Origin of the sequence: Mesorhizobium sp. 113-1-2, from assembly GCF_016756475.1 — a bacterium.
In the GTDB taxonomy this organism is placed as follows: domain Bacteria; phylum Pseudomonadota; class Alphaproteobacteria; order Rhizobiales; family Rhizobiaceae; genus Mesorhizobium; species Mesorhizobium loti_C.
In genome coordinates this window covers 2,732,019-2,749,167 of record NZ_AP023242.1, presented here as the reverse complement: position 1 = coordinate 2,749,167, position 17,149 = coordinate 2,732,019, and the positions used below count along the sequence as shown (strand labels likewise).

Genomic DNA, 17,149 nt, shown 5'->3' with positions numbered 1-17,149 from the left:
TAGAGAACGGGGGATTGCGAGAACGGGCTCGTCAGCCCTCGGCCGGCACGGCCTTCGGTTTGCCCTCGCCGTCCAGCGCCACCATGACGAAATCGGCGTGGGTGACCTTCTCCATCAGGTCGGAGAGATAGCGCTGCGCCCAGGCCTCGACCTTCAGCGTCATCGAGGTGCGGCCGACGCGTTCGACATGGGTGTAGATGCACAGCGTGTCGCCGATCTTCATCGGCTTGGCGAAGGACATCTCCTTGACCGCCGCCGTCACCACGCGGCCCCGGGCGCGCTCGGCGGCGCGGATGCCGCAGGCAAGGTCCATCTGCGCCATCACCCAGCCGCCGAAAATATCGCCGGCCGCGTTGGCGTCCGAAGGCATGGCCAGCGTGCGCAGCGTCAGATCTCCGATCGGCCGTCCATCCGCGTATTGCACCATGCAAGAAATCCCTGAGATCGACTGCCGCGATCACGTAGCGATATGGATATGATGCGTCAACGCATCCCGAACAGAATGATGTCGCCCTTGGAATTCGGCTTCCGATGGAGGAGAAGCATACCGAACAGTCACATCAGAACTTGAGGGCACCCGCAGTCGCAGAACCAAAGTACCAATCGACAAATCTATCATATGATCCCCGGCATTGCGCCATATAGTAGGGATTATTCGACGTTTCTTTGGCCTTCAAGGGGCAGCCTTCCATAACTAGCGCTCTCAAACGGCTCACTCTTTCATCATCAAGCTCGGTCTTCGGGTGATTTTGTTCAGGTGTGCTTTGCAGATAGTCAACAACGGCGCCCACATCGATACGAGTCTTGCCAATTCCGCCATATGCCGCATCAATACGTTGCGGCAGCGTCAACTTGGCGGCTTCACCGACGCCATTCGGGCTTGAGCCGGTCAGGGTACGCAGGAAGTCAATCGTCTCGAAGCGTTCACCTACCATTGGACCATGCCAGCTGAGCGCGCCCGCTTCCCACCTGGCGATCTCGTGCAGGGTCTTTCCCTTGATTTGGTAGGCGGCACTGACGTCACCTCCCCTGAGACCATTGGGGCGATTCACATTGCTGGTACTCTCATCCAGAACAAGGACGGCATCTTCCAAGGGGAACTGCCGATCGCTTTTCTCAATGCAAGCTCCAAACAGGCCGACCTTCTGCACCCAATAAACCTGGTGCTTGCTGTCCGGCAAAAGGCAAGCCTTCCCTTGCACCGCACGATAGGTTTCCTCGACCCATAAAGTTTCGGTTTTAAGTGGGTTATCCTCATAGCGATTGTCTAGGATGGTACCTGGCGGCGGTCCCAGAATTGCAACGCGCTCAGCCATCCCGTCGGCAAGCGCGATCGGGCAAATACCTGTCGTGCACGAGTCTTGGCCCTTTAGTGCCAAGGTTTCGATTCTGCCGATGGGATTGTCGATCTTGCGCTGGAGATATTTCGGATCGAGAGCCGCGCGCGCGGCTTCGATAGCGGTTTGCACGCGTTCCTTCTCAAGAGAGGAATGAACTGTGCGAAAGCCCAAGAAGGCAGCTACCAGTACGGGGTATACCGCTAGAGCACCGAATACTTCCGCGCTTGAGCGATCGATGGTGGCGAACGTCAAGAGGACAATTAGTGGGACGATAATCACCCAAAATCCAACTATCATCGGGCCTATGATAAACGGACTGAGGATCATAAACGCCTCGCCGGACATCACGCCGGCGACCAACGTCCAAACAAATAAAAGTATGCCTCCGGAAACAAGAAGGCTTTTGAAAAATCCGAATAGAAATTCCTGTAACCGCATCGCCACTTACAAATTTTCTTCAGGTATTCCGAGAATATGTCGGCCGACCAGTTAGAAAAGAGTTTCCGCCAAGCGGCACGCCCATGCGCATCGATTTCGAGACGACGCGTGGTTAACTGACTGTCGAGTTTGGTGCGGAGCTATGGGGGAGACGCTCCGCAAAAGGACTTGCGGCAACGTCAAAAGTAGCGCGCGAGGTTCGAGCGGATGCGATCGAGAACCGTATCCCCGGAAACGTCAGGGACGAATGCCTTGCCCGTGATCGCCTCGTAAGCCTGCGCATAGATACGCGAGGCCTGTTCGACGATCTCGTCGGGAATCCTGGGGATCGGATCCTTGTAGGGATCGCAGCGCGCCGCCACCCATGAGCGGATGAAATCCTTGTCGAAACTCTCCGGTCGCGTGCCGTTTGCCAGCGCCTGTTCGTAGCTCGCCGCAATCCAGTACCGGCTGGAGTCCGGCGTATGGATTTCGTCGGCCAGGATGATCGTCCCGTTCCTGTCGGTGCCGAATTCGTATTTCGTGTCGGCGAGGATCAGGCCGCGCTCGGCCGCGCGCGCCTGGCCGCGGGCGAACAGCCGCAAGGCGTAGTCCGAGACGGTGTCCCACTGTGCCTGCGTGAGCAGGCCCTGCTCGATGATCTCTGCCTTGGACAGCGGTTCGTCATGGGCGCCATCCGCCGCTTTGCTCGTCGGCGTGATGACAGGCGCTGCCAGCTTCTCATTATCGCGCAGGCCATCCGGCAGGCGCATGCCGTACATGTCGCGCTCGCCGCGCCTGTATCGCGTCAGGATCGAGGTGCTGGTGGTGCCGGCGAGATAGCCGCGGACGACGATCTCGACCGGCAGGATGTCGAGCCTCGTGCCGACGACGACATTCGGGTCGGGATATTCGAGCACATGGTTTGGGCAGATATCGGCGGTTTCCTCGAACCAGTAGCGTGCTGTCTGGGTGAGTATCTCGCCCTTGAACGGGATCGAGGTCAGGATGATGTCGAAGGCGCTGAGACGGTCGGTGGCGATGATGATGCGCCGCCCGTCCGCCAGATCGTAATTTTCGCGGACCTTGCCCTTATAATAGCCCGGCAGTTCGGGAATGAAGGCATCCGACAGGGTCCGCATTGATTTCCTGCCTTCCGCAGCGTGGCCAGAGCATGATTCCGAAAAGTTGCAGACTTTTCGGAAAGACTAATGCCCTCGCATAAGCTGTCGACCCCCTGCATATCAAGCGTGATTGTCGGTATTCCCCGCAACTCGACCTGATATCGCAGTCGCATTTTTCACAACGCATGCCGGAAGGCCCGGCGACGCGGCGAACCCGTCGCGTCTAGGCTGCGGCCAGTTTTCCGGAGCCACCCATTTCAATCATGCAGATCTATGACTTCATCATCGTCGGCTCCGGCTCGGCCGGCTCGGTGCTCGCCGACAGGCTGTCGGCTTCGGGCCGCTTCTCGGTGCTGGTGCTGGAGGCCGGCGGCACCGACCGGCGCTTCTACGTGCAGATGCCGCTTGGCTACGGCAAGACCTTCTTCGATCCGGCCGTCAACTGGAACTACAAGACCGAAGCCGATCCCGGCCTTGGCGGCAATGTCGACCACTGGCCGCGCGGCAAGCTGCTCGGCGGGTCGAGCTCGATCAACGCCATGGTGTGGATCCGCGGTGCGCGTGAGGACTTCGACGACTGGCGTGCCGCCGGCAATCCCGGCTGGGGCTACGACGATCTGCTGCCGGCCTTCAAAGCACTCGAGGACAATGAGGCCGGCGCCGACAAATGGCGCGGCACCGGCGGTCCCCTGCACATCAGCGAAACGGCGAACGCCGTCCATCCCCTGACCAAGCGCTATCTTGCCGCCGGCCAGCAGGCCGGCCTGCCGCTCAATCCCGATTTCAACGGCGCTGGCCAGGAAGGCGTCGGCACCTACCAGATCTCGACCAAGAACGGCCGCCGCATGTCCGCCGCACGCGCCTTCCTGCGCCCGGCGATGAAGCGCGGCAATGTCCGCGTCGAGACCAACGCGCTGGCCAGCCGCATCCTGTTCGACGGCAAGCGCGCCGTCGGCATCGAATATCTGCAGAACGGCCAGACGAAGACGGCGCGGGCCGGCCGCGAAGTGATCCTGTCCGCCGGCTCGATCAACTCGCCGCAGCTGCTGCAATTGTCGGGCGTCGGTCCCTCGGCACTTCTGAAAGGGCTGGGCATCCCTGTCGTTCATGCCAACGAGAATGTCGGCGCCAATCTGCAGGATCATGTCGGCATCAACTACACCTTCAAGGGCAAGGTGCCGACGCTCAACCAGATCTTGCGTCCCTGGTGGGGCAAGCTGCTGGTCGGCATGCAGTACATATTGACGCGCTCGGGTCCGCTGTCGCTGTCGATGAACCATGGCGGCGGCTTCTTCCGCACCGACCCGGCGTTCTCGCGCCCCAACATGCAGCTCTATTTCCAGGCCTTCTCGACCGTCATCCCGAAGAGCGGCGAGCGGCCGATCCTGACGCCCGACCCGTGGCCCGGCTTCTCCATCGGCCTGTCCAACTGCCGCCCGTCGAGCCGTGGCGAGATCATGATCCGCTCCAGCAACCCGCTGGAGTATCCGAAGATCACCGCCAACGCCTATTCCACCAATGCCGACGTCGAGGAGATGCTGGCGGCGGTGAAATTCGTGCGCAAGATCGCCTCGATGCCGGCCATGGCCGAGATCATCAGGGAAGAGGTCCTGCCCGGTCCGTCGATCCAATCGGACGCTGACCTGATCACCGATTTCAGGAAACGTTCCGGCACCGTCTATCACCCGGTTTCGACCTGCCGCATGGGGCCTGATCCCACGCGCGCCGTCGTCGACCCCCGACTGAAAGTGCATGGGCTTGAAGGCTTGCGCGTCATCGACGCCTCGATCTTTCCCGACAACATCACGGGCAACACCAATGCAGCCTCCATCATGACCGGATGGAAGGGCGCTGAACTGGTTCTGGAGGACCAAAAATGAAGATCACCGACGTCAAGACCTGGGTTGTCGGCAACCCGCCACCTGGCATCGGCGGCAAGTATTTCATCTTCGTCAAGCTGACCACCGATGGCGGCGTGATCGGCTACGGCGAGGCCTACAACGCCACCTTCTCCGCCCATGTCACGGCGAAGATGGTCGAGGACATGGCCGAGCGCTATCTCGTCGGCCGCGATCCGCACGACATCGAGAATTTCTTCCGCCGCGCCTATTCCTCCGGCTTCACCCAGCGTCCCGATGTCTCCGGCATGGGCTGTTTCTCGGCGCTCGAAATGGCCTGCTGGGACATTATCGGCAAGGAGGCGAACAAGCCGGTCTACAAATTGCTCGGCGGCCAGGTGCACGAGGCGCTGCGCTCCTACACCTATCTCTACCCGCACACCGGCAGCGTCCATTCCGAGGACGCTCCAGACGGCAGGAACGTCTACAACGACCCTGAGATGGCGGCCGCCTGCGCGCTCGAATATGTCGAGCAGGGGTTCAATGCCGTCAAGCTCGACCCGGCCGGTCCCTACACCGCCTTTGACGGCCACCAGCCGCGCCTTATCGACATCGACGTCTCCACCCGCATGATCAAGGCGATCCGCGAGGCGGTCGGCACCCGCGCCGACATTCTCTTCGGCACGCATGGCCAGTTCACCGCTTCCGGCGCGCTGCGCCTGGCGCGCGCCATCGAACCTTACGATCCGCTGTGGTTCGAGGAGCCGGTGCCGCCCGACATGCCCGAAGTGATGGCACAGGTGGCGCGAGGCACGTCGATCCCGATCGCCACCGGCGAACGGCTGACGACCAAGTTCGAATTCGCCCGCGTCATCGAGAACCGTGCCGCGACCATATTGCAGCCGGACCTCGGCCGCTCCGGCGGCATCCTCGAAACCAAGAAGATCGCGGCCATGGCCGAGGCCTATCACATCCAGGTCGCGCCGCATTGCTATTGCGGGCCGATCGTCGGTGCCGCCAACATCCAGCTGGCGGTGACGCTGCCCAATTTCCTGATCCTGGAATCGCTGAAGCAGTGGGACGGTTTCCACGCCACGCTCTTGAAGAAGAAGATCGAGTGGCAGGACGGCAATGTCATCCCGTCGAAGGAACCGGGCCTGGGCGTCGAGCTCAACGAAGCGGTCTGCGATGCGCATCCCTACACCGGCAAGGACTTGCACCTGCAGATGATGCAGACACCGTTGATGCCGTGAGCGAACGCTACGCCTTCATCGGCCTCGGCCATCTCGGCGGCAACCTTGCCGCCAGCCTGATCCGCAACGGCTTCGCCGTCACCGTGTTCGACCGCGACCCGGCAGCGGTCGAGCGTCTCGTTGCACTCGGCGCCACCGCTGCGAACAGCCCGGGCGAGGCCGCCACCCGCGCGGGCAATGCCATAACCTGCCTGCCCTCGCCCAAGATCAGTGAAGCGGTGCTTGCCGGGTCGGGCGGGTTGCTCGAAGGCCTGCCCAAGGGCGGCACCTGGATCGAGATGTCGACCAATGGCCGCGACGAGATCGTGAGGCTTGCCGCCCTGGCTTCGGCCAAGGGCGTCGAGACGCTGGAGTGCCCGGTCACCGGCGGCGTGCATCTGGCGGCAGCCGGCAAGATCACCGCGCTGGTCGGCGGCGATGCCGCCCTTTACGAGCGCCATCGCCCGGCCATCGAGGCGATGTGCGCACGCTCCTTCCTGATGGGGCCGATTGGCTCGGCGGCGGTGATCAAGGTGATCACCAACATGCTGGCCTTCATCCATCTCGTCGCCGCCGGCGAGGCGTTGATGCTGGCCAAGCAGGGCGGCCTCGACCTCGCCCAATCCTACCACGCCATCGTTGCCTCCTCCGGCAACAGCTTCGTCCACGAGACCGAAAGCCAGCTCGTCCTCAACGGCTCCTATGACATCGGCTTCACCATGGACCTGGCGCTGAAGGATCTTGGTTTTGCGCTGGGCATGGGCAAGGATTTCGGCGTGCCGCTGGAGCTGGCATCCCGCGTCAACGCGATTTTCGAACAGGGCAAGGCGGCCTACGGCGGCAGCGCCTGGTCGACCCAGATCGTCAAATTGCTGGAAGATGCCGTCGGCACCGACCTGCGCGCGCCTGGTTTTCCGGCCAAATTGGAAATCTGACCGGCGAACGAAAAACCAAGCAATTTCATCTACTTGAATCGATAGCCGGATTCAGTTTCGAAACGACTTGAATCAATCTGGCAACGCCTTGATTCAATATCTCAGCGTCAGCGCGCCGGGCAGAATCTCGAAGGTTGCCGGTATGCGCCCGGGCGACTCACCATCTATGTCGACCAAGGCGCCGTTCTTTTCCACATCACCCAGCGGTTCGACAACCACTTTCTTGCCGCGCAATATGGTGATGGCCGGATGGTTGCGGTGTCGGCCGCCATAAAGCAGGCGGATATCCCAGATCAGCTTCAGCTTGCCTGCCGCGCGCAGGATGACGATGTCGAACTCCCCGTCGGTCAATTCGGCGTCGGGCGCGATCATCATGCCGCCGCCGAAGAATTTGCCGTTGGCCACCGCCACCAGCGCCATGCGCGCCTCGACCGGGGCGCCGTCGTCGACGGTGATCCGCACGTCCTGAAAGCGGTAGCGGATGAACTCGACCACGGTGCGCCACAGGAACAGCGTCTTGGCCGACATCTTGCCCTTGCGCTTGTCGGCATTGACCGCGCGGTCGGTGGCGCCCGACAGGCCAAGGCTGGCGATGTTGATGAAGTGGCGGCTGGCCAGCGCGCCATGGTCGTCGATGTAGCAGACGCGGCCGGCATCGACCTTGCGCCCCTTGGCCGTGGCAATCCGCTTCAAGGTCGCGTCCACCGCCTTTGGCAGGCCGAGCCCGCGCGCGAAATCGATGCCGGTGCCGCACGGCAGCAGGCCAAGCTCGGTCGTCTTGCCGCCCTCTTCGGACGCCTGCAGCAGCCCGTCGGCCACTTCGCTCGCCGTGCCGTCGCCGCCCGCCGCGATCACCAGGTCGAAGCCACTGGCCGCGAGGTCGATTGCAAGCCGTTCGGCGTCGCCCTCGGCTTGTGTCTCGCGCAACTCGAATTCGCCGAAGTGCTTCTTCAGCGAAGCGGCGACTTCAGGCCAATGCCGTTTCAGCCGGCCGCCACCGGCTATAGGATTGAGAACCACCCCGACCTTCAAATACTCGCCCTCCCCGGCGCCGGACATCCATGTCCGATCGTTTGCCGGCATTGAAGCCCGCGCCCGTCGGCGGAGCAAGGGGCGCTGTCGGTCGGAGCACCAAAAAGCGGGGGCAGGCTGTCTAAGGCAGCCGGGGCCGAAATTCCGGGGTTCTTCGCAAACGGTCCCCGATAATCCCGCTATCCACAGGCCCAGGGCCATTCCCCAAGACCCTTACCCGGCGTACGTTAAACCCATCTCAGGCGGCCACTGATCGCCAAGCCGAAAGGCGAAGGTGAAAGGCGGATTTCCTGAGGCCCGTACGGCCCGAAGCGAGAGCAGGCTTGCCTGTTTCGAGGGACGGTAGCCGAGACCTACGGGGCCGCGGAAAGCGTGCCAACGCCGACGGCGGACCGATGCTGCCATGAAGGACGGCAAAAACCTTCGATGGCCGCAGGGCAAAGCCCGCAAGGGTGGAGACCGGCGAGGTCCCGAACGGACGCTGCTCTCGGGTGGTGACTGGCAGGACCGTCAAAATCAAGGCCGGCATGGCGCGACGACTTTACGGAAGTTGCTGCCGCGACCGTGTCCTGATCTGACAGGGAGGCGCTGGGAGAAATCCCGGCGCCGACTGTCTTTTGGCCCATCCCACACAATTTTCACGGTGTTTCCGGTTGGGGCTGCAACCGGCGCCAAAATCGGCTAACGTTTTTGCGTCAATTGAAGGGGGGTACTTCATGACGTTGATCCAGAAGCTTGCGGTTGCCTATGCTTTCCTGTTCTTCGGCGTCGTGGCCATCGGTTACATACCGGCGTTCAACGATGCCAACGGCAATCTGTTCGGCCTGTTCTCATTGCAGTGGTATGACGACCTGCTGCACGCCTTCTCCGGCGCATGGGCGTTGGCCGCCGCCTTCATCTCGCACCGCCTGGCGGTTTTCTATTTCAAGCTGTTCGGCTCGATCTATCTGTTCGACGGCGTGCTCGGGCTGATCACCGGCTCCGGCTGCCTCGATGCCGGCATCTTCATCAACGGCTTCCGTTCCCTCAACGACATCGAGTTCCCCGCCCGCTTCTTCGCCAACCTGCCGCACATCGTCATCGGCGGCTTCGCCGTCTATGTCGGCTTCTGGCTGTCGAAACGCATACACGACCACTTCGCCACGGCCTGACCGGCCATGTTCCTGTTCCGCTGGCTGAAGCGCATCATCAAGACGATCGTCTGGCTGATCGTCATCATCATCCTCATCCCGGTCGTCGGGCTGAGCTATGGCTTCCTGACCACGCCGTCGCTCGACAAGACGCCGCTGCCTGGTATCGCCGATGGCGCGCCGCCCAAGGCGCTGGCCGACAAGGTCCGCGCCGAAATCCCCGGCTATCAAAGGCCGGAGGAATCGACCTTCCTCACCTACCCCGAATGGGCGATCGTCTACGCCGCGCGCGAATATGGCGGCTTCGTCGCCAAGGACCAGCCGAGCGGCTTTCCCTACTGGTCCTATGTCGGCCGCTTCTGGCAGGACTACGCCACGGTGATCCGCGCCAGTTCTCCCTACAAGTTCAACTACGCCAACCATCAGATGCTGGTCATCATCGGCACCAGCCACTCGATCGAGCACATATTGCAATGGGCTTATGAGAACACGGTCGGCCGCATCACCGAGGCGACATCGGCCAAGCGCACCGCCGCCGACATTTACCGGGCCAGGGTGGCGGCCGACTACGCAAGCTTTCTCGACCAGGTGCCGTGGTACCAGTTCCCCTATGCCGAAAAGCGCGCCGGCCTGTTTGCGGTGCAGCCGGCGCCGGGTGACAGCTCCGTGCGCACCAGCGAACGCAAGCTCGCCTTCGGCCTCGCCGATACCATCAAGCAGGGCTATGCCGACCTGATCAAGAAGGCGCTCACAGCGACCTCCGACCCGGCCTTCCTGGACATCCATGTCTGGGCCAAAGGCCCGGTCGGCGAAGCCACCCGCAACGAGCCCGACACCTTGCTGGAACGCGACTACGGCACTGAGGGCACCATCTTCGTCACCAAGCGCTATCAGGTGTTCACCGACATGATCCCGCGGCTGATCGACAAGGGCGTCTCCTTCGTCGAGATCGGCGGCAATGACGAGATCATGGTCACGGTGCTCTCGACCGACGCGATCGCCGTTCCCGAAGGCATGCGTATCCTGTTCAGCTATCCGCTGCCGGCGGACACCTCGACGCGCCGCACCGGCATGGTCGTTGCCGTGCGCAAGCTGCATCTGGTGCTGCCGTCGCTCATGAAAGCGGGCGCAAAACTCGAACACGTCTACGATTATTGATGCCTTTCGGCCACGCTTGGCCAGGATCAGGCGTGCCGCCATGCTCATTCCACAATCGCGGCCAAATCCCGCCTTGTTCGCGCGCGATGGAATGATACATGTTGCCTTAAGGGCGACATGCACCTGACTGGGCTGCCGGGGGGCATCTCGAAGGGACAAGACCGTGATCAAGACCGCCCTTGTCGCCATGACCATTGTCGGCTGCGACTGTGACGCAAAGCTGTGCGAATATATCGGCGAGACGCCGGCCAAGTGGTCGACCATCGCCGAATGCGAAGCCGCGATGAAGAGCCAGATCCTGCATCAGCGCAATTTCAACTATCCGCTGGTGTCCGGCATCTGCCGCGCCAAGGGGTCCTCGTCCTCCTCGCAACTGGCCGCCACCGCATCCCGCCCGGAACTGAAGCCTGCCAGCAGGATCGTGCGGACGGAAAGCCCACTGCCTCCGGAACTGAGCCATCGGCCGAGCGTGCCCGTCGGCACGCCGACGACGGCCGTCGAAGCGGACGCTGCCCGGCCCGTCGCCTATGAACAGGTGGTCGATGGCGGCACCGGCGTTCTCTACCGCACCAAGAACGGCTATGCCGTGGTCAAGACCGATCTCGGCCGCGCGGCTTCCGCGACCGCCGACGCGGCAAAGCGTTCGGTGAACTGGCTGACCGGCCTGGTGCCGACGGGGCTTTAGAGCAATTCCAGGACAAGTGTCCGCGGTTTTCCGTCCGGGATTGCGCCAAAACAAGAAAGCAATTCCAGGAAAAGTGTGAAACGGTTTTCGCGGGAAAAGCGCGCAGCGCTTTCCCTTGGGAATTGCGTCAAAACAACCAGCCCGCCTACATCTTGACCTTCAGCTTCTCCCAGAACTTGTCGATCAGCGGCTGTTCGGTGGCCAGGTCCCCGCTACCGACGCGCGTGATGAACAACAGCCCCTGATCGGCAAGGCCGTAGCCGACGATCTCGAAATACGCGGTCTCGGTGCGCGTCTTCACCTCGGCGCGGATGCCGGTCAATTCCTTGCCGTCGGCGAGCTTGCGCGTCGTCGGCTGCTGCGTCAGTTCGGCACCGGCCTGCACCGATTCCCTGGTCATCTCCTGCAGCATCAGCTGGTTGAGCGACACCGGGTTCATCTTCCCGTATTCCTGCACCACGACGATCGTGCCGAGCGCCGAAGCCATCAGATATTGCGTGATGTTTTCGCCGAGGTCGGTCTTGGTCACCGAAATGGTGCTCGGATGGACAAAGGAGAAACTGTCGCCGGAAAAGGTGGCGAAGTCGTTGCGTTGCAGCGTCACCTTGCTCTGCTTGCCGCCGGGCAGCGTCACCGTTGTGCTCTCGCCGGGATCGATATCGACGGCCACACCGTCGATCGTCAATTTGAACGCCTTGAGGTCCTCGGCCCCAGCCGGTCCAGCGCAGAGCGCGATGAGTGTGAGGGCTGCCGCCGATAGCATCCGCATCGATTTGTTCTCCTGCTACGCAACCCCGCTCAGCGCCTTGATGGCACGGTAGAAGGTCGAGGAAAACAGTTCCGTGGGATCATAGTGCCGTTTCGCCACCAGGAAGGCCGGCAGTTCGGGATAGGAGGCCAGCAATTCCCTGGCCGTGTAGTGCAGCTGGTAGGGCAGGAAGAACCGCCCGCCATGCTTGATCGTCACGTCGATCAGCGCCCGTGTCAGCGCCCGCATTTTCGCGTTGCCGTCGGCATCGGTCGGCTGGTTGATGTAGAGCACCAGCGAATAGGCCGGCTCCGGCGCATAGGTCAGCGCCACATCCTCCTTGTGGACGATGCGCACCGAGGCATTGAGCACCGGCAGCGTATGGTTGCGCAGGATCTCGCGCGCTTCGCTGATGAATGGATTATAGGCGGCGCGTGGAATAAAATATTCGTGCAGTATGTCGGTCTCGTCCATCAGGTCGTTGAACAGATACGGCACCGAATCGTGCATCGGGTTGTTGCGGGTGACGAGGCAGGCCTCACCCTGGGCCATCGCCGTGGTGCGCGCCACCGTGCAGTTCTCGAATTTCGGCTCCAGCGTCTTTTCGGTGAACCACTTCAGCTCCTGGAACAGGCTGCCCCATTTCGCCAGGTTGATGATCACCCGCTTCAGCCCGACCGAGCCCGGTTCGCCGATTGCCGGCTGGTCGGCCGGCGGCTGTTCGGCCACCTTGTCATAGCGATAGACGATCATGTCCTCGAGGAAATTGCCCGGCGCCGTCGACAGATGGCCATAGAACAGGCCGATATCCTTGTTCGGCTCCAGCACCTCGGCGAAGAACTTCGGGAAATCGTCGGATTTGATGATCTCGCGCGAGGTGCGGTAAACGGTGTTGTCGACGATATCGAGCGTCGCCTCCACCACCACGCCGAACAGGCCATAGCCGCCGACAACATGGCGGAACAGGTCGGTGTTCTCGGTTGGCGAGCAGCTCGTCACCGACCCGTCGGCCAGCATCACCCGCATCGAGCGGATCGAGCCCGCCACCGAACCTGCCTGGTGGTCCATGCCATGGGCATTAACCGACAGCGAGCCGCCGACCGAAAAAATGTCGGTCGACTGCATCGCCTTCACCGCGAAACGCGGATGCAGCAGGTTCTGGATGTCGTGCCAGCGCGCGCCGGGCTGCAGCGTCATGGTCTTGGCCGCCGTGTCGACGCTCACCTTGTTGAATTTCCTGAGGTCGAGCACCAGCGCATTGTCGTCGAAGGCATGGCCGCCCATCGAATGGCGGATGGCGGCCAGCGACACTTTCAGCCCGTTGGCGCGGGCGAAGGCCAACGCCCTAACGATATGGTCCTCCTCGCTGATCTCGACGACGCCATAGACCGGCGTTCGCGATAGTCCGCTGGCGTCGTTGATGTCACCGCCCTTCGCCAACCAGGGCAGCGAAGGATCGAAGGCCGGCGGACTGGCGATTGGCTTCAGCGGCAGGGCAATGCCGTCGATGTCTGAGATACGGCCGGCATTTTTCGGCCCCGAAGGCCCGCGCGCCAGCCGCGCCATGGTGGTGCCGCCCCACAGCACCGCGCCGCCGACGACAGCCGCACCGAGCACCAGCCGGCGCGACAGGCGGAACCCCTTCTGTTCGTCAGCCATGCAGATCCCCCGTTGGCCAAGGGATAGCGCGGCTCTTTGGCAAAAACCATAGGGGCGCTGCCGGGGCAGCGTTCCGCCACCTCAGTGGCCCGGCGATGAGTCAACAGGAGCATGAAAATGGCCGATCCCCGAAGGAACCGGCCAAGACTGGAACAGGGTCTGAAAGTACGGTCAGCAGGTCTGCCGACGCATGATGCTCGTATCTAGGAAGCCTTCTTGATGGACGTCACCATGCCGGTCTTGTCATCGACGGTTACCGCCACTTTGGCGCCGACCTTCAGTTTGCCGATCTTCGCTTCCGGCGACAGCTGGTAGATCTTGCCGTCGTCGAGCGTAATCGACTTGGTCGTCGGATCGACCGCCTGGATGGTGCCCTGAACGGACGCGGCATAGGCCGTACCGAGGAAGGCGAGCAGAGCAGCGGTGGTTGCGAGGGTCTTCTTCATCGATAGCACTCCGTGCTGTTTCACTTTCCGGGCCGTCGCTTTGGGCAACGACAGCACCGAACGAGCCGATACTGGGCCTGAAAGCCTGCTGCCCGCAAATCACGTTGAGTGACTTTTTGCAAAGGAAATCATAGGCTTAATTCTGACACATTGCTTGCAGCTGACGCGATTTCCAGCCGTATTGTTTGCCTCGGCGCGCGCCGTTCGTCCACGAAAAGAATCGTTTAGCCGATTGCGGCGGGCGCGTCGCGGCCATCACGCAGCCGCCACAATCAGCCCCGGATTGCATCACGCAACAGCCTGCTGATCTTCGATTGATACAAGTTTTGTTTCACGGATCAGCTCAACCGCCATTACAAAGCGGATAAAACTCGCGCTGTGGTTGCAAAATAGAAATGGATGCGGGATCATTCTGACCACTAAGACGAGGGGCTTTCCATGAAGCTTGCAGTCCGGACCATGATGTCCCTGATGCTGGCGTTTGCTCCGGAATTGGCCGGCGCACAAGCCACGGATCCGGACGACGACACAACGGTTATGTTCGCTAAGGACGATCCCGAGATGGCGGTAGCGATTGCGAAGGCGCGTGCCAGCTTGGATGAGTTCCTGGCCCTGACCGAAGCGCCGCCCTCGGGGACGGACAGGTTCAAATTGAAGGTCGAGGTGCGCGATGGGGATATCAGCGAGCACTTCTGGGTCATCCCGTTCCGGCGCACCGAAACCGGCTTCGTCGGCATACTGGCAAACCAGCCAGAAGCAGTGCGCAATGTCGTCCTCGGCCAGAACATAGAATTCACCAGGGACGATATTTCCGACTGGGGATACAGACGCGACGGGCGGCAAGTCGGCAGCTTCACCGTCTGCGTCATGTTCAAGAGAATGTCGAAGGAAGAAGCGGACTACATGCGCGCCAAATCCGCTTACGATTGTTGATCGTATGCCCGGCCGGACTAGCTGGCTTCGTCCTTTGCCCCGATCTTGCGCACCAGGGCAGCCGTCGCCAGCATGGCGCCCATGTCGGAGATCATCGGCGCGACATGCCTGGTGTAATCGAGCGGTACCGAAATCTCCGGCAGTTCAAAGAAATTCTTCGCCTGCGGCAGCAGCAGGAAACCGTCGCCGCCATTGAGCGCAACGCGCGCCGGATCGTCCGGCCAGGTTTCGCCCAGCCATTTCAGCGCCTGCGCCAGCCGGCCGGTCACCAGCGGCCGCGCCGCCTCGACATTGTCGGTGCGGAATTCATAGGCTGCGTCGAGCAAGGGCTCGCCCGACGACAGCTCCTGCAGTTTGGACCCGAACAGGCCGCGGAAGAAGCCGACGACCGCATTGGTCCGCCGCGTCGCCACCAGGATCCCCGGGAACGGCTCGACGGCCTCGAAGGCGACGATGACGCCCTTAAAGGCCGTCGATGAGCCCTTGCCGGTGCCTTCCCGCAGTTCGGCCTCGTAGAGTTCGAACGGAAACCCTTCGTAGCCGCCGGAGACGACATCGTCGAAGGTTTGCCGGTTGAAAGGCCCGACCGCCTCGCGCGGCAGCCGGTCGAACGAGTTCGGCCTGCCGCCGTGCTGGTAGCGCACATCCCTAATGAAGCCGAAGATGATCGGCAGCAGTGTGTCGCGGAACGATTGCTGCAGCCGCGTCGCCGGCTTCATGGCCTGGAAATAGAGCAGGATCGAAGAAGCGAAGCCGATGACATAGAGGAACACATGCGGCGTCGAGAACCATTGCTCGTTGGGATCGGCGACCTTGTTGAATAGCCAGGCGATCACCACCACGGTCACCAGCGCCAGCCCGACGAACAGCGGCACCCGCCAGCGCACCTGCCGCACCGCCGAAGCCCGCGCCGCCTCATAGGCTTCGATGTTCTTCCGGATGCCGGCGATGACTGTCTCATCAGGCATGAAATCCGCTGCTTCCACCGCCACCCCCGCAAGCCTTGACAGGTTCATGATAGCGGGTTTTGCAGGAGAGGCGCCAGACGGATGGCGCTTCTTCCTTCTCCCCTTGCGGGGTGAGCAGCCGGTTCGCGAAGCGAATTCATCGTGCCAGTGGCACGATGAAAGGCCAGCGAACGCCGGGACGCTGCGAAGCAGCGGGGATCCGGCAGGTGGATCGACCACCCCGGCCCTTCGCATGGCTCAGGGCGTTCGAAGCTCGAAAAGCCAAGCAATTGGCTTTTCGTCCGCTACGCGGGCCGCTTCTCACCCCACAAGGGGAGAAGGAAAGATCGCACCCAACCGCCGCTCGACCTTTCCCTTCATCCCACCGTCCAACCCCTCAACCGGCACCAACCGCTCGTGATCACGGTCCCGCAGCCGTACAAACGGCTGCATCCGGTAAGCCGCAATCGCACCGCGCGCCCCCTCCTCCGCACTGACATCGACAACGAAAATTCCGCCAATGCGCCCCGGCCATGGCTGCCGGGCAAGGGCGGTGCCAAGGAAATCGCCGAGTCCATAGGCGACAATCGCGTCGCCGATCCGCTCCATCGGCTGCACCACATGGGCGTGATGGCCGGCGATCAGCCCAACGCCCTGCCCGGCCAGGCGCCTCGCCAGTGCCCGCGTCCTGGCGCGCGGAAAGTGGCGGAACTCCCAGTCCCAGTGCGGCACGGCGCAGAGAAGATCGAAGCCGCGCGGCCAGCGCTCTGCATCGCTGGCCATCGAAACGCGCCCGGCAAACAAATCTTCACCCGCATTGCGCCACAGCGTGAAGGCCGCCAAGCCGACGTTGAGCGGTCCAACTTTGACGGACTGCACCGGGCCGTCGGCGGCAAGGCCGATGCTGCGGATGCCGAGCCGCTTCAGCGCCGCCACCGTCTCGTCGAAACCGGCGACGCCCTGGTCGAGCACGTGATTGTTGGCCAGCGACAGCACGAGTTTCTCGTGCGCGATACCGGCCGCCGCCAGCGCCTCGGCCAGAAACCGCTCGCTCATCGCATGATGCGTACCGAGCTTCGTGCCGAGCACCGCGCTCGGCCTGTCCACGACAGGGCTTTCGCAATTGCCGATCACCAGATCGGCAGTGCCAAGCAGTGCCTTGATCGCCGGATCGCAATCCGGCGCCCGGCGGTTGGCCACCGCCGAGATGTCGCCGATGAAGGCCAGCCGCACCGTCTCTCTTGGTGGGGGCTCCATCAACGTCCCCGCCATCGGCGCAAACCCGTTGCCATCACCGCCAAGCGACGGCTTCAGGAAACGCGGCAGCCAGGACAGTTTGTAGGAAAGCGGATAGTTCGACACGCGACGCCCAATCGTTTGCCTTGTGTAGACGGTCTGCCGGACAGGTTGAAGCGTGTCCGTCGACAATCGCACATCTTCGACGATGACCCGCTGGGCCACATCGACACCGTCGGGCGCGACGCCACAAATGGTGTATATTTGCTGCCCGCGACACATATGTTTT

At 62.2% G+C, this 17,149-nt stretch carries 16 protein-coding genes; 7 read left to right on the top strand and 9 right to left on the bottom strand.

The genetic code is table 11. The features are described 5' to 3' along the window. Positions 1-31: 31 nt before the first annotated feature. The 3 genes from JN279_RS13155 to JN279_RS13145 all read right to left on the bottom strand — a co-directional run bounded on the left by JN279_RS13155 (position 32) and on the right by JN279_RS13145 (position 2,899). A complete protein-coding gene (locus JN279_RS13155) occupies positions 32-427 on the bottom strand; it encodes an acyl-CoA thioesterase (protein WP_095201826.1) in 396 nt (131 codons plus the stop codon). Positions 428-560: 133 nt separating this feature from the next. Continuing rightward, positions 561-1,778 (bottom strand): hypothetical protein, encoded by a 1,218-nt coding sequence (locus tag JN279_RS13150; protein ID WP_202352964.1) that lies wholly within the window; start codon positions 1,776-1,778, stop codon positions 561-563. A 179-nt stretch (positions 1,779-1,957) separates the two neighbouring features. Further along, positions 1,958-2,899, bottom strand: a complete 942-nt coding sequence (locus tag JN279_RS13145; protein ID WP_202352963.1) for a phosphoribosylaminoimidazolesuccinocarboxamide synthase — start codon at positions 2,897-2,899, stop codon at positions 1,958-1,960. A gap of 245 nt (positions 2,900-3,144) precedes the next feature. Here JN279_RS13145 and JN279_RS13140 point away from each other — a divergent pair, with 245 nt between their 5' ends. The 3 genes from JN279_RS13140 to JN279_RS13130 are packed head-to-tail and all read left to right on the top strand — an operon-like array spanning position 3,145 to position 6,886. Beyond that, entirely contained in the window at positions 3,145-4,761 is a 1,617-nt protein-coding gene (locus JN279_RS13140) for a GMC family oxidoreductase (protein WP_202352962.1), read from the top strand. After that, positions 4,758-5,972, top strand: coding sequence for a mandelate racemase/muconate lactonizing enzyme family protein (locus JN279_RS13135; RefSeq protein WP_202352961.1), 1,215 nt, complete (start codon positions 4,758-4,760; stop codon positions 5,970-5,972). Before JN279_RS13140 ends, JN279_RS13135 begins: the two co-directional genes overlap by 4 nt. Next, positions 5,969-6,886, top strand: coding sequence for an NAD(P)-dependent oxidoreductase (locus tag JN279_RS13130; protein WP_202352960.1), 918 nt, complete (start codon positions 5,969-5,971; stop codon positions 6,884-6,886). The genes JN279_RS13135 and JN279_RS13130 overlap by 4 nt, the downstream gene beginning before the upstream one ends. A 93-nt stretch (positions 6,887-6,979) precedes the next feature. Here the strand turns inward: JN279_RS13130 and JN279_RS13125 are convergent, their stop codons facing one another. Next, entirely contained in the window at positions 6,980-7,918 is a 939-nt protein-coding gene (locus JN279_RS13125; RefSeq protein WP_202353712.1) for a YegS/Rv2252/BmrU family lipid kinase, read from the bottom strand. A 716-nt stretch (positions 7,919-8,634) separates the two neighbouring features. Between JN279_RS13125 and JN279_RS13120 the strand changes: the two genes are divergently transcribed. The 3 genes from JN279_RS13120 to JN279_RS13110 all read left to right on the top strand — a co-directional run bounded on the left by JN279_RS13120 (position 8,635) and on the right by JN279_RS13110 (position 10,891). Next, the gene (locus tag JN279_RS13120) at positions 8,635-9,069 is read left to right on the top strand and encodes a hypothetical protein (RefSeq protein WP_202352959.1); all 435 of its coding nucleotides are present in this window, start codon (positions 8,635-8,637) and stop codon (positions 9,067-9,069) included. A gap of 6 nt (positions 9,070-9,075) precedes the next feature. Continuing rightward, a complete protein-coding gene (locus JN279_RS13115) occupies positions 9,076-10,206 on the top strand; it encodes a hypothetical protein (protein WP_202352958.1) in 1,131 nt (376 codons plus the stop codon). A 163-nt stretch (positions 10,207-10,369) separates the two neighbouring features. Beyond that, positions 10,370-10,891 (top strand): hypothetical protein, encoded by a 522-nt coding sequence (locus JN279_RS13110; protein ID WP_202352957.1) that lies wholly within the window; start codon positions 10,370-10,372, stop codon positions 10,889-10,891. 145 nt (positions 10,892-11,036) lie between these two features. Here the strand turns inward: JN279_RS13110 and JN279_RS13105 are convergent, their stop codons facing one another. The 3 genes from JN279_RS13105 to JN279_RS13095 form a co-directional block, all read right to left on the bottom strand. Continuing rightward, positions 11,037-11,660, bottom strand: coding sequence for a hypothetical protein (locus JN279_RS13105; protein ID WP_202352956.1), 624 nt, complete (start codon positions 11,658-11,660; stop codon positions 11,037-11,039). Between the two features lie 15 nt (positions 11,661-11,675). Further along, positions 11,676-13,298: an FAD-binding oxidoreductase gene (locus tag JN279_RS13100; protein ID WP_202352955.1), complete on the bottom strand. Its 1,623-nt coding sequence runs from the start codon at positions 13,296-13,298 to the stop codon at positions 11,676-11,678. Between the two features lie 203 nt (positions 13,299-13,501). Then, positions 13,502-13,744, bottom strand: a complete 243-nt coding sequence (locus JN279_RS13095; RefSeq protein ID WP_027047290.1) for a DUF1344 domain-containing protein — start codon at positions 13,742-13,744, stop codon at positions 13,502-13,504. A gap of 438 nt (positions 13,745-14,182) precedes the next feature. Between JN279_RS13095 and JN279_RS13090 the strand changes: the two genes are divergently transcribed. Next, positions 14,183-14,677, top strand: coding sequence for a YegJ family protein (locus JN279_RS13090; RefSeq protein ID WP_202352954.1), 495 nt, complete (start codon positions 14,183-14,185; stop codon positions 14,675-14,677). Positions 14,678-14,694: 17 nt separating this feature from the next. Here the strand turns inward: JN279_RS13090 and JN279_RS13085 are convergent, their stop codons facing one another. Together JN279_RS13085 and JN279_RS13080 are read right to left on the bottom strand one after the other, a co-directional pair. Next, entirely contained in the window at positions 14,695-15,645 is a 951-nt protein-coding gene (locus JN279_RS13085; RefSeq protein ID WP_202352953.1) for a DUF3137 domain-containing protein, read from the bottom strand. 300 nt (positions 15,646-15,945) lie between these two features. Further along, a complete protein-coding gene (locus JN279_RS13080) occupies positions 15,946-17,052 on the bottom strand; it encodes a CapA family protein (RefSeq protein ID WP_244734553.1) in 1,107 nt (368 codons plus the stop codon). Between the last annotated feature and the right edge of the window lie 97 nt (positions 17,053-17,149).

Excerpts from the sequence above, each read along its gene's own strand:
- JN279_RS13155 (WP_095201826.1), bottom strand. The coding sequence starts at position 427 with ATGGTGCAATACGCGGATGGACGGCCGATCGGAGATCTGACGCTGCGC.
- JN279_RS13150 (WP_202352964.1), bottom strand. The coding sequence starts at position 1,778 with ATGCGGTTACAGGAATTTCTATTCGGATTTTTCAAAAGCCTTCTTGTT.
- JN279_RS13145 (WP_202352963.1), bottom strand. The coding sequence starts at position 2,899 with ATGCGGACCCTGTCGGATGCCTTCATTCCCGAACTGCCGGGCTATTAT.
- JN279_RS13140 (WP_202352962.1), top strand. The coding sequence starts at position 3,145 with ATGCAGATCTATGACTTCATCATCGTCGGCTCCGGCTCGGCCGGCTCG.
- JN279_RS13135 (WP_202352961.1), top strand. The coding sequence starts at position 4,758 with ATGAAGATCACCGACGTCAAGACCTGGGTTGTCGGCAACCCGCCACCT.
- JN279_RS13120 (WP_202352959.1), top strand. The coding sequence starts at position 8,635 with ATGACGTTGATCCAGAAGCTTGCGGTTGCCTATGCTTTCCTGTTCTTC.
- JN279_RS13115 (WP_202352958.1), top strand. The coding sequence starts at position 9,076 with ATGTTCCTGTTCCGCTGGCTGAAGCGCATCATCAAGACGATCGTCTGG.
- JN279_RS13105 (WP_202352956.1), bottom strand. The coding sequence starts at position 11,660 with ATGCGGATGCTATCGGCGGCAGCCCTCACACTCATCGCGCTCTGCGCT.
- JN279_RS13100 (WP_202352955.1), bottom strand. The coding sequence starts at position 13,298 with ATGGCTGACGAACAGAAGGGGTTCCGCCTGTCGCGCCGGCTGGTGCTC.
- JN279_RS13095 (WP_027047290.1), bottom strand. The coding sequence starts at position 13,744 with ATGAAGAAGACCCTCGCAACCACCGCTGCTCTGCTCGCCTTCCTCGGT.
- JN279_RS13090 (WP_202352954.1), top strand. The coding sequence starts at position 14,183 with ATGAAGCTTGCAGTCCGGACCATGATGTCCCTGATGCTGGCGTTTGCT.
- JN279_RS13085 (WP_202352953.1), bottom strand. The coding sequence starts at position 15,645 with ATGCCTGATGAGACAGTCATCGCCGGCATCCGGAAGAACATCGAAGCC.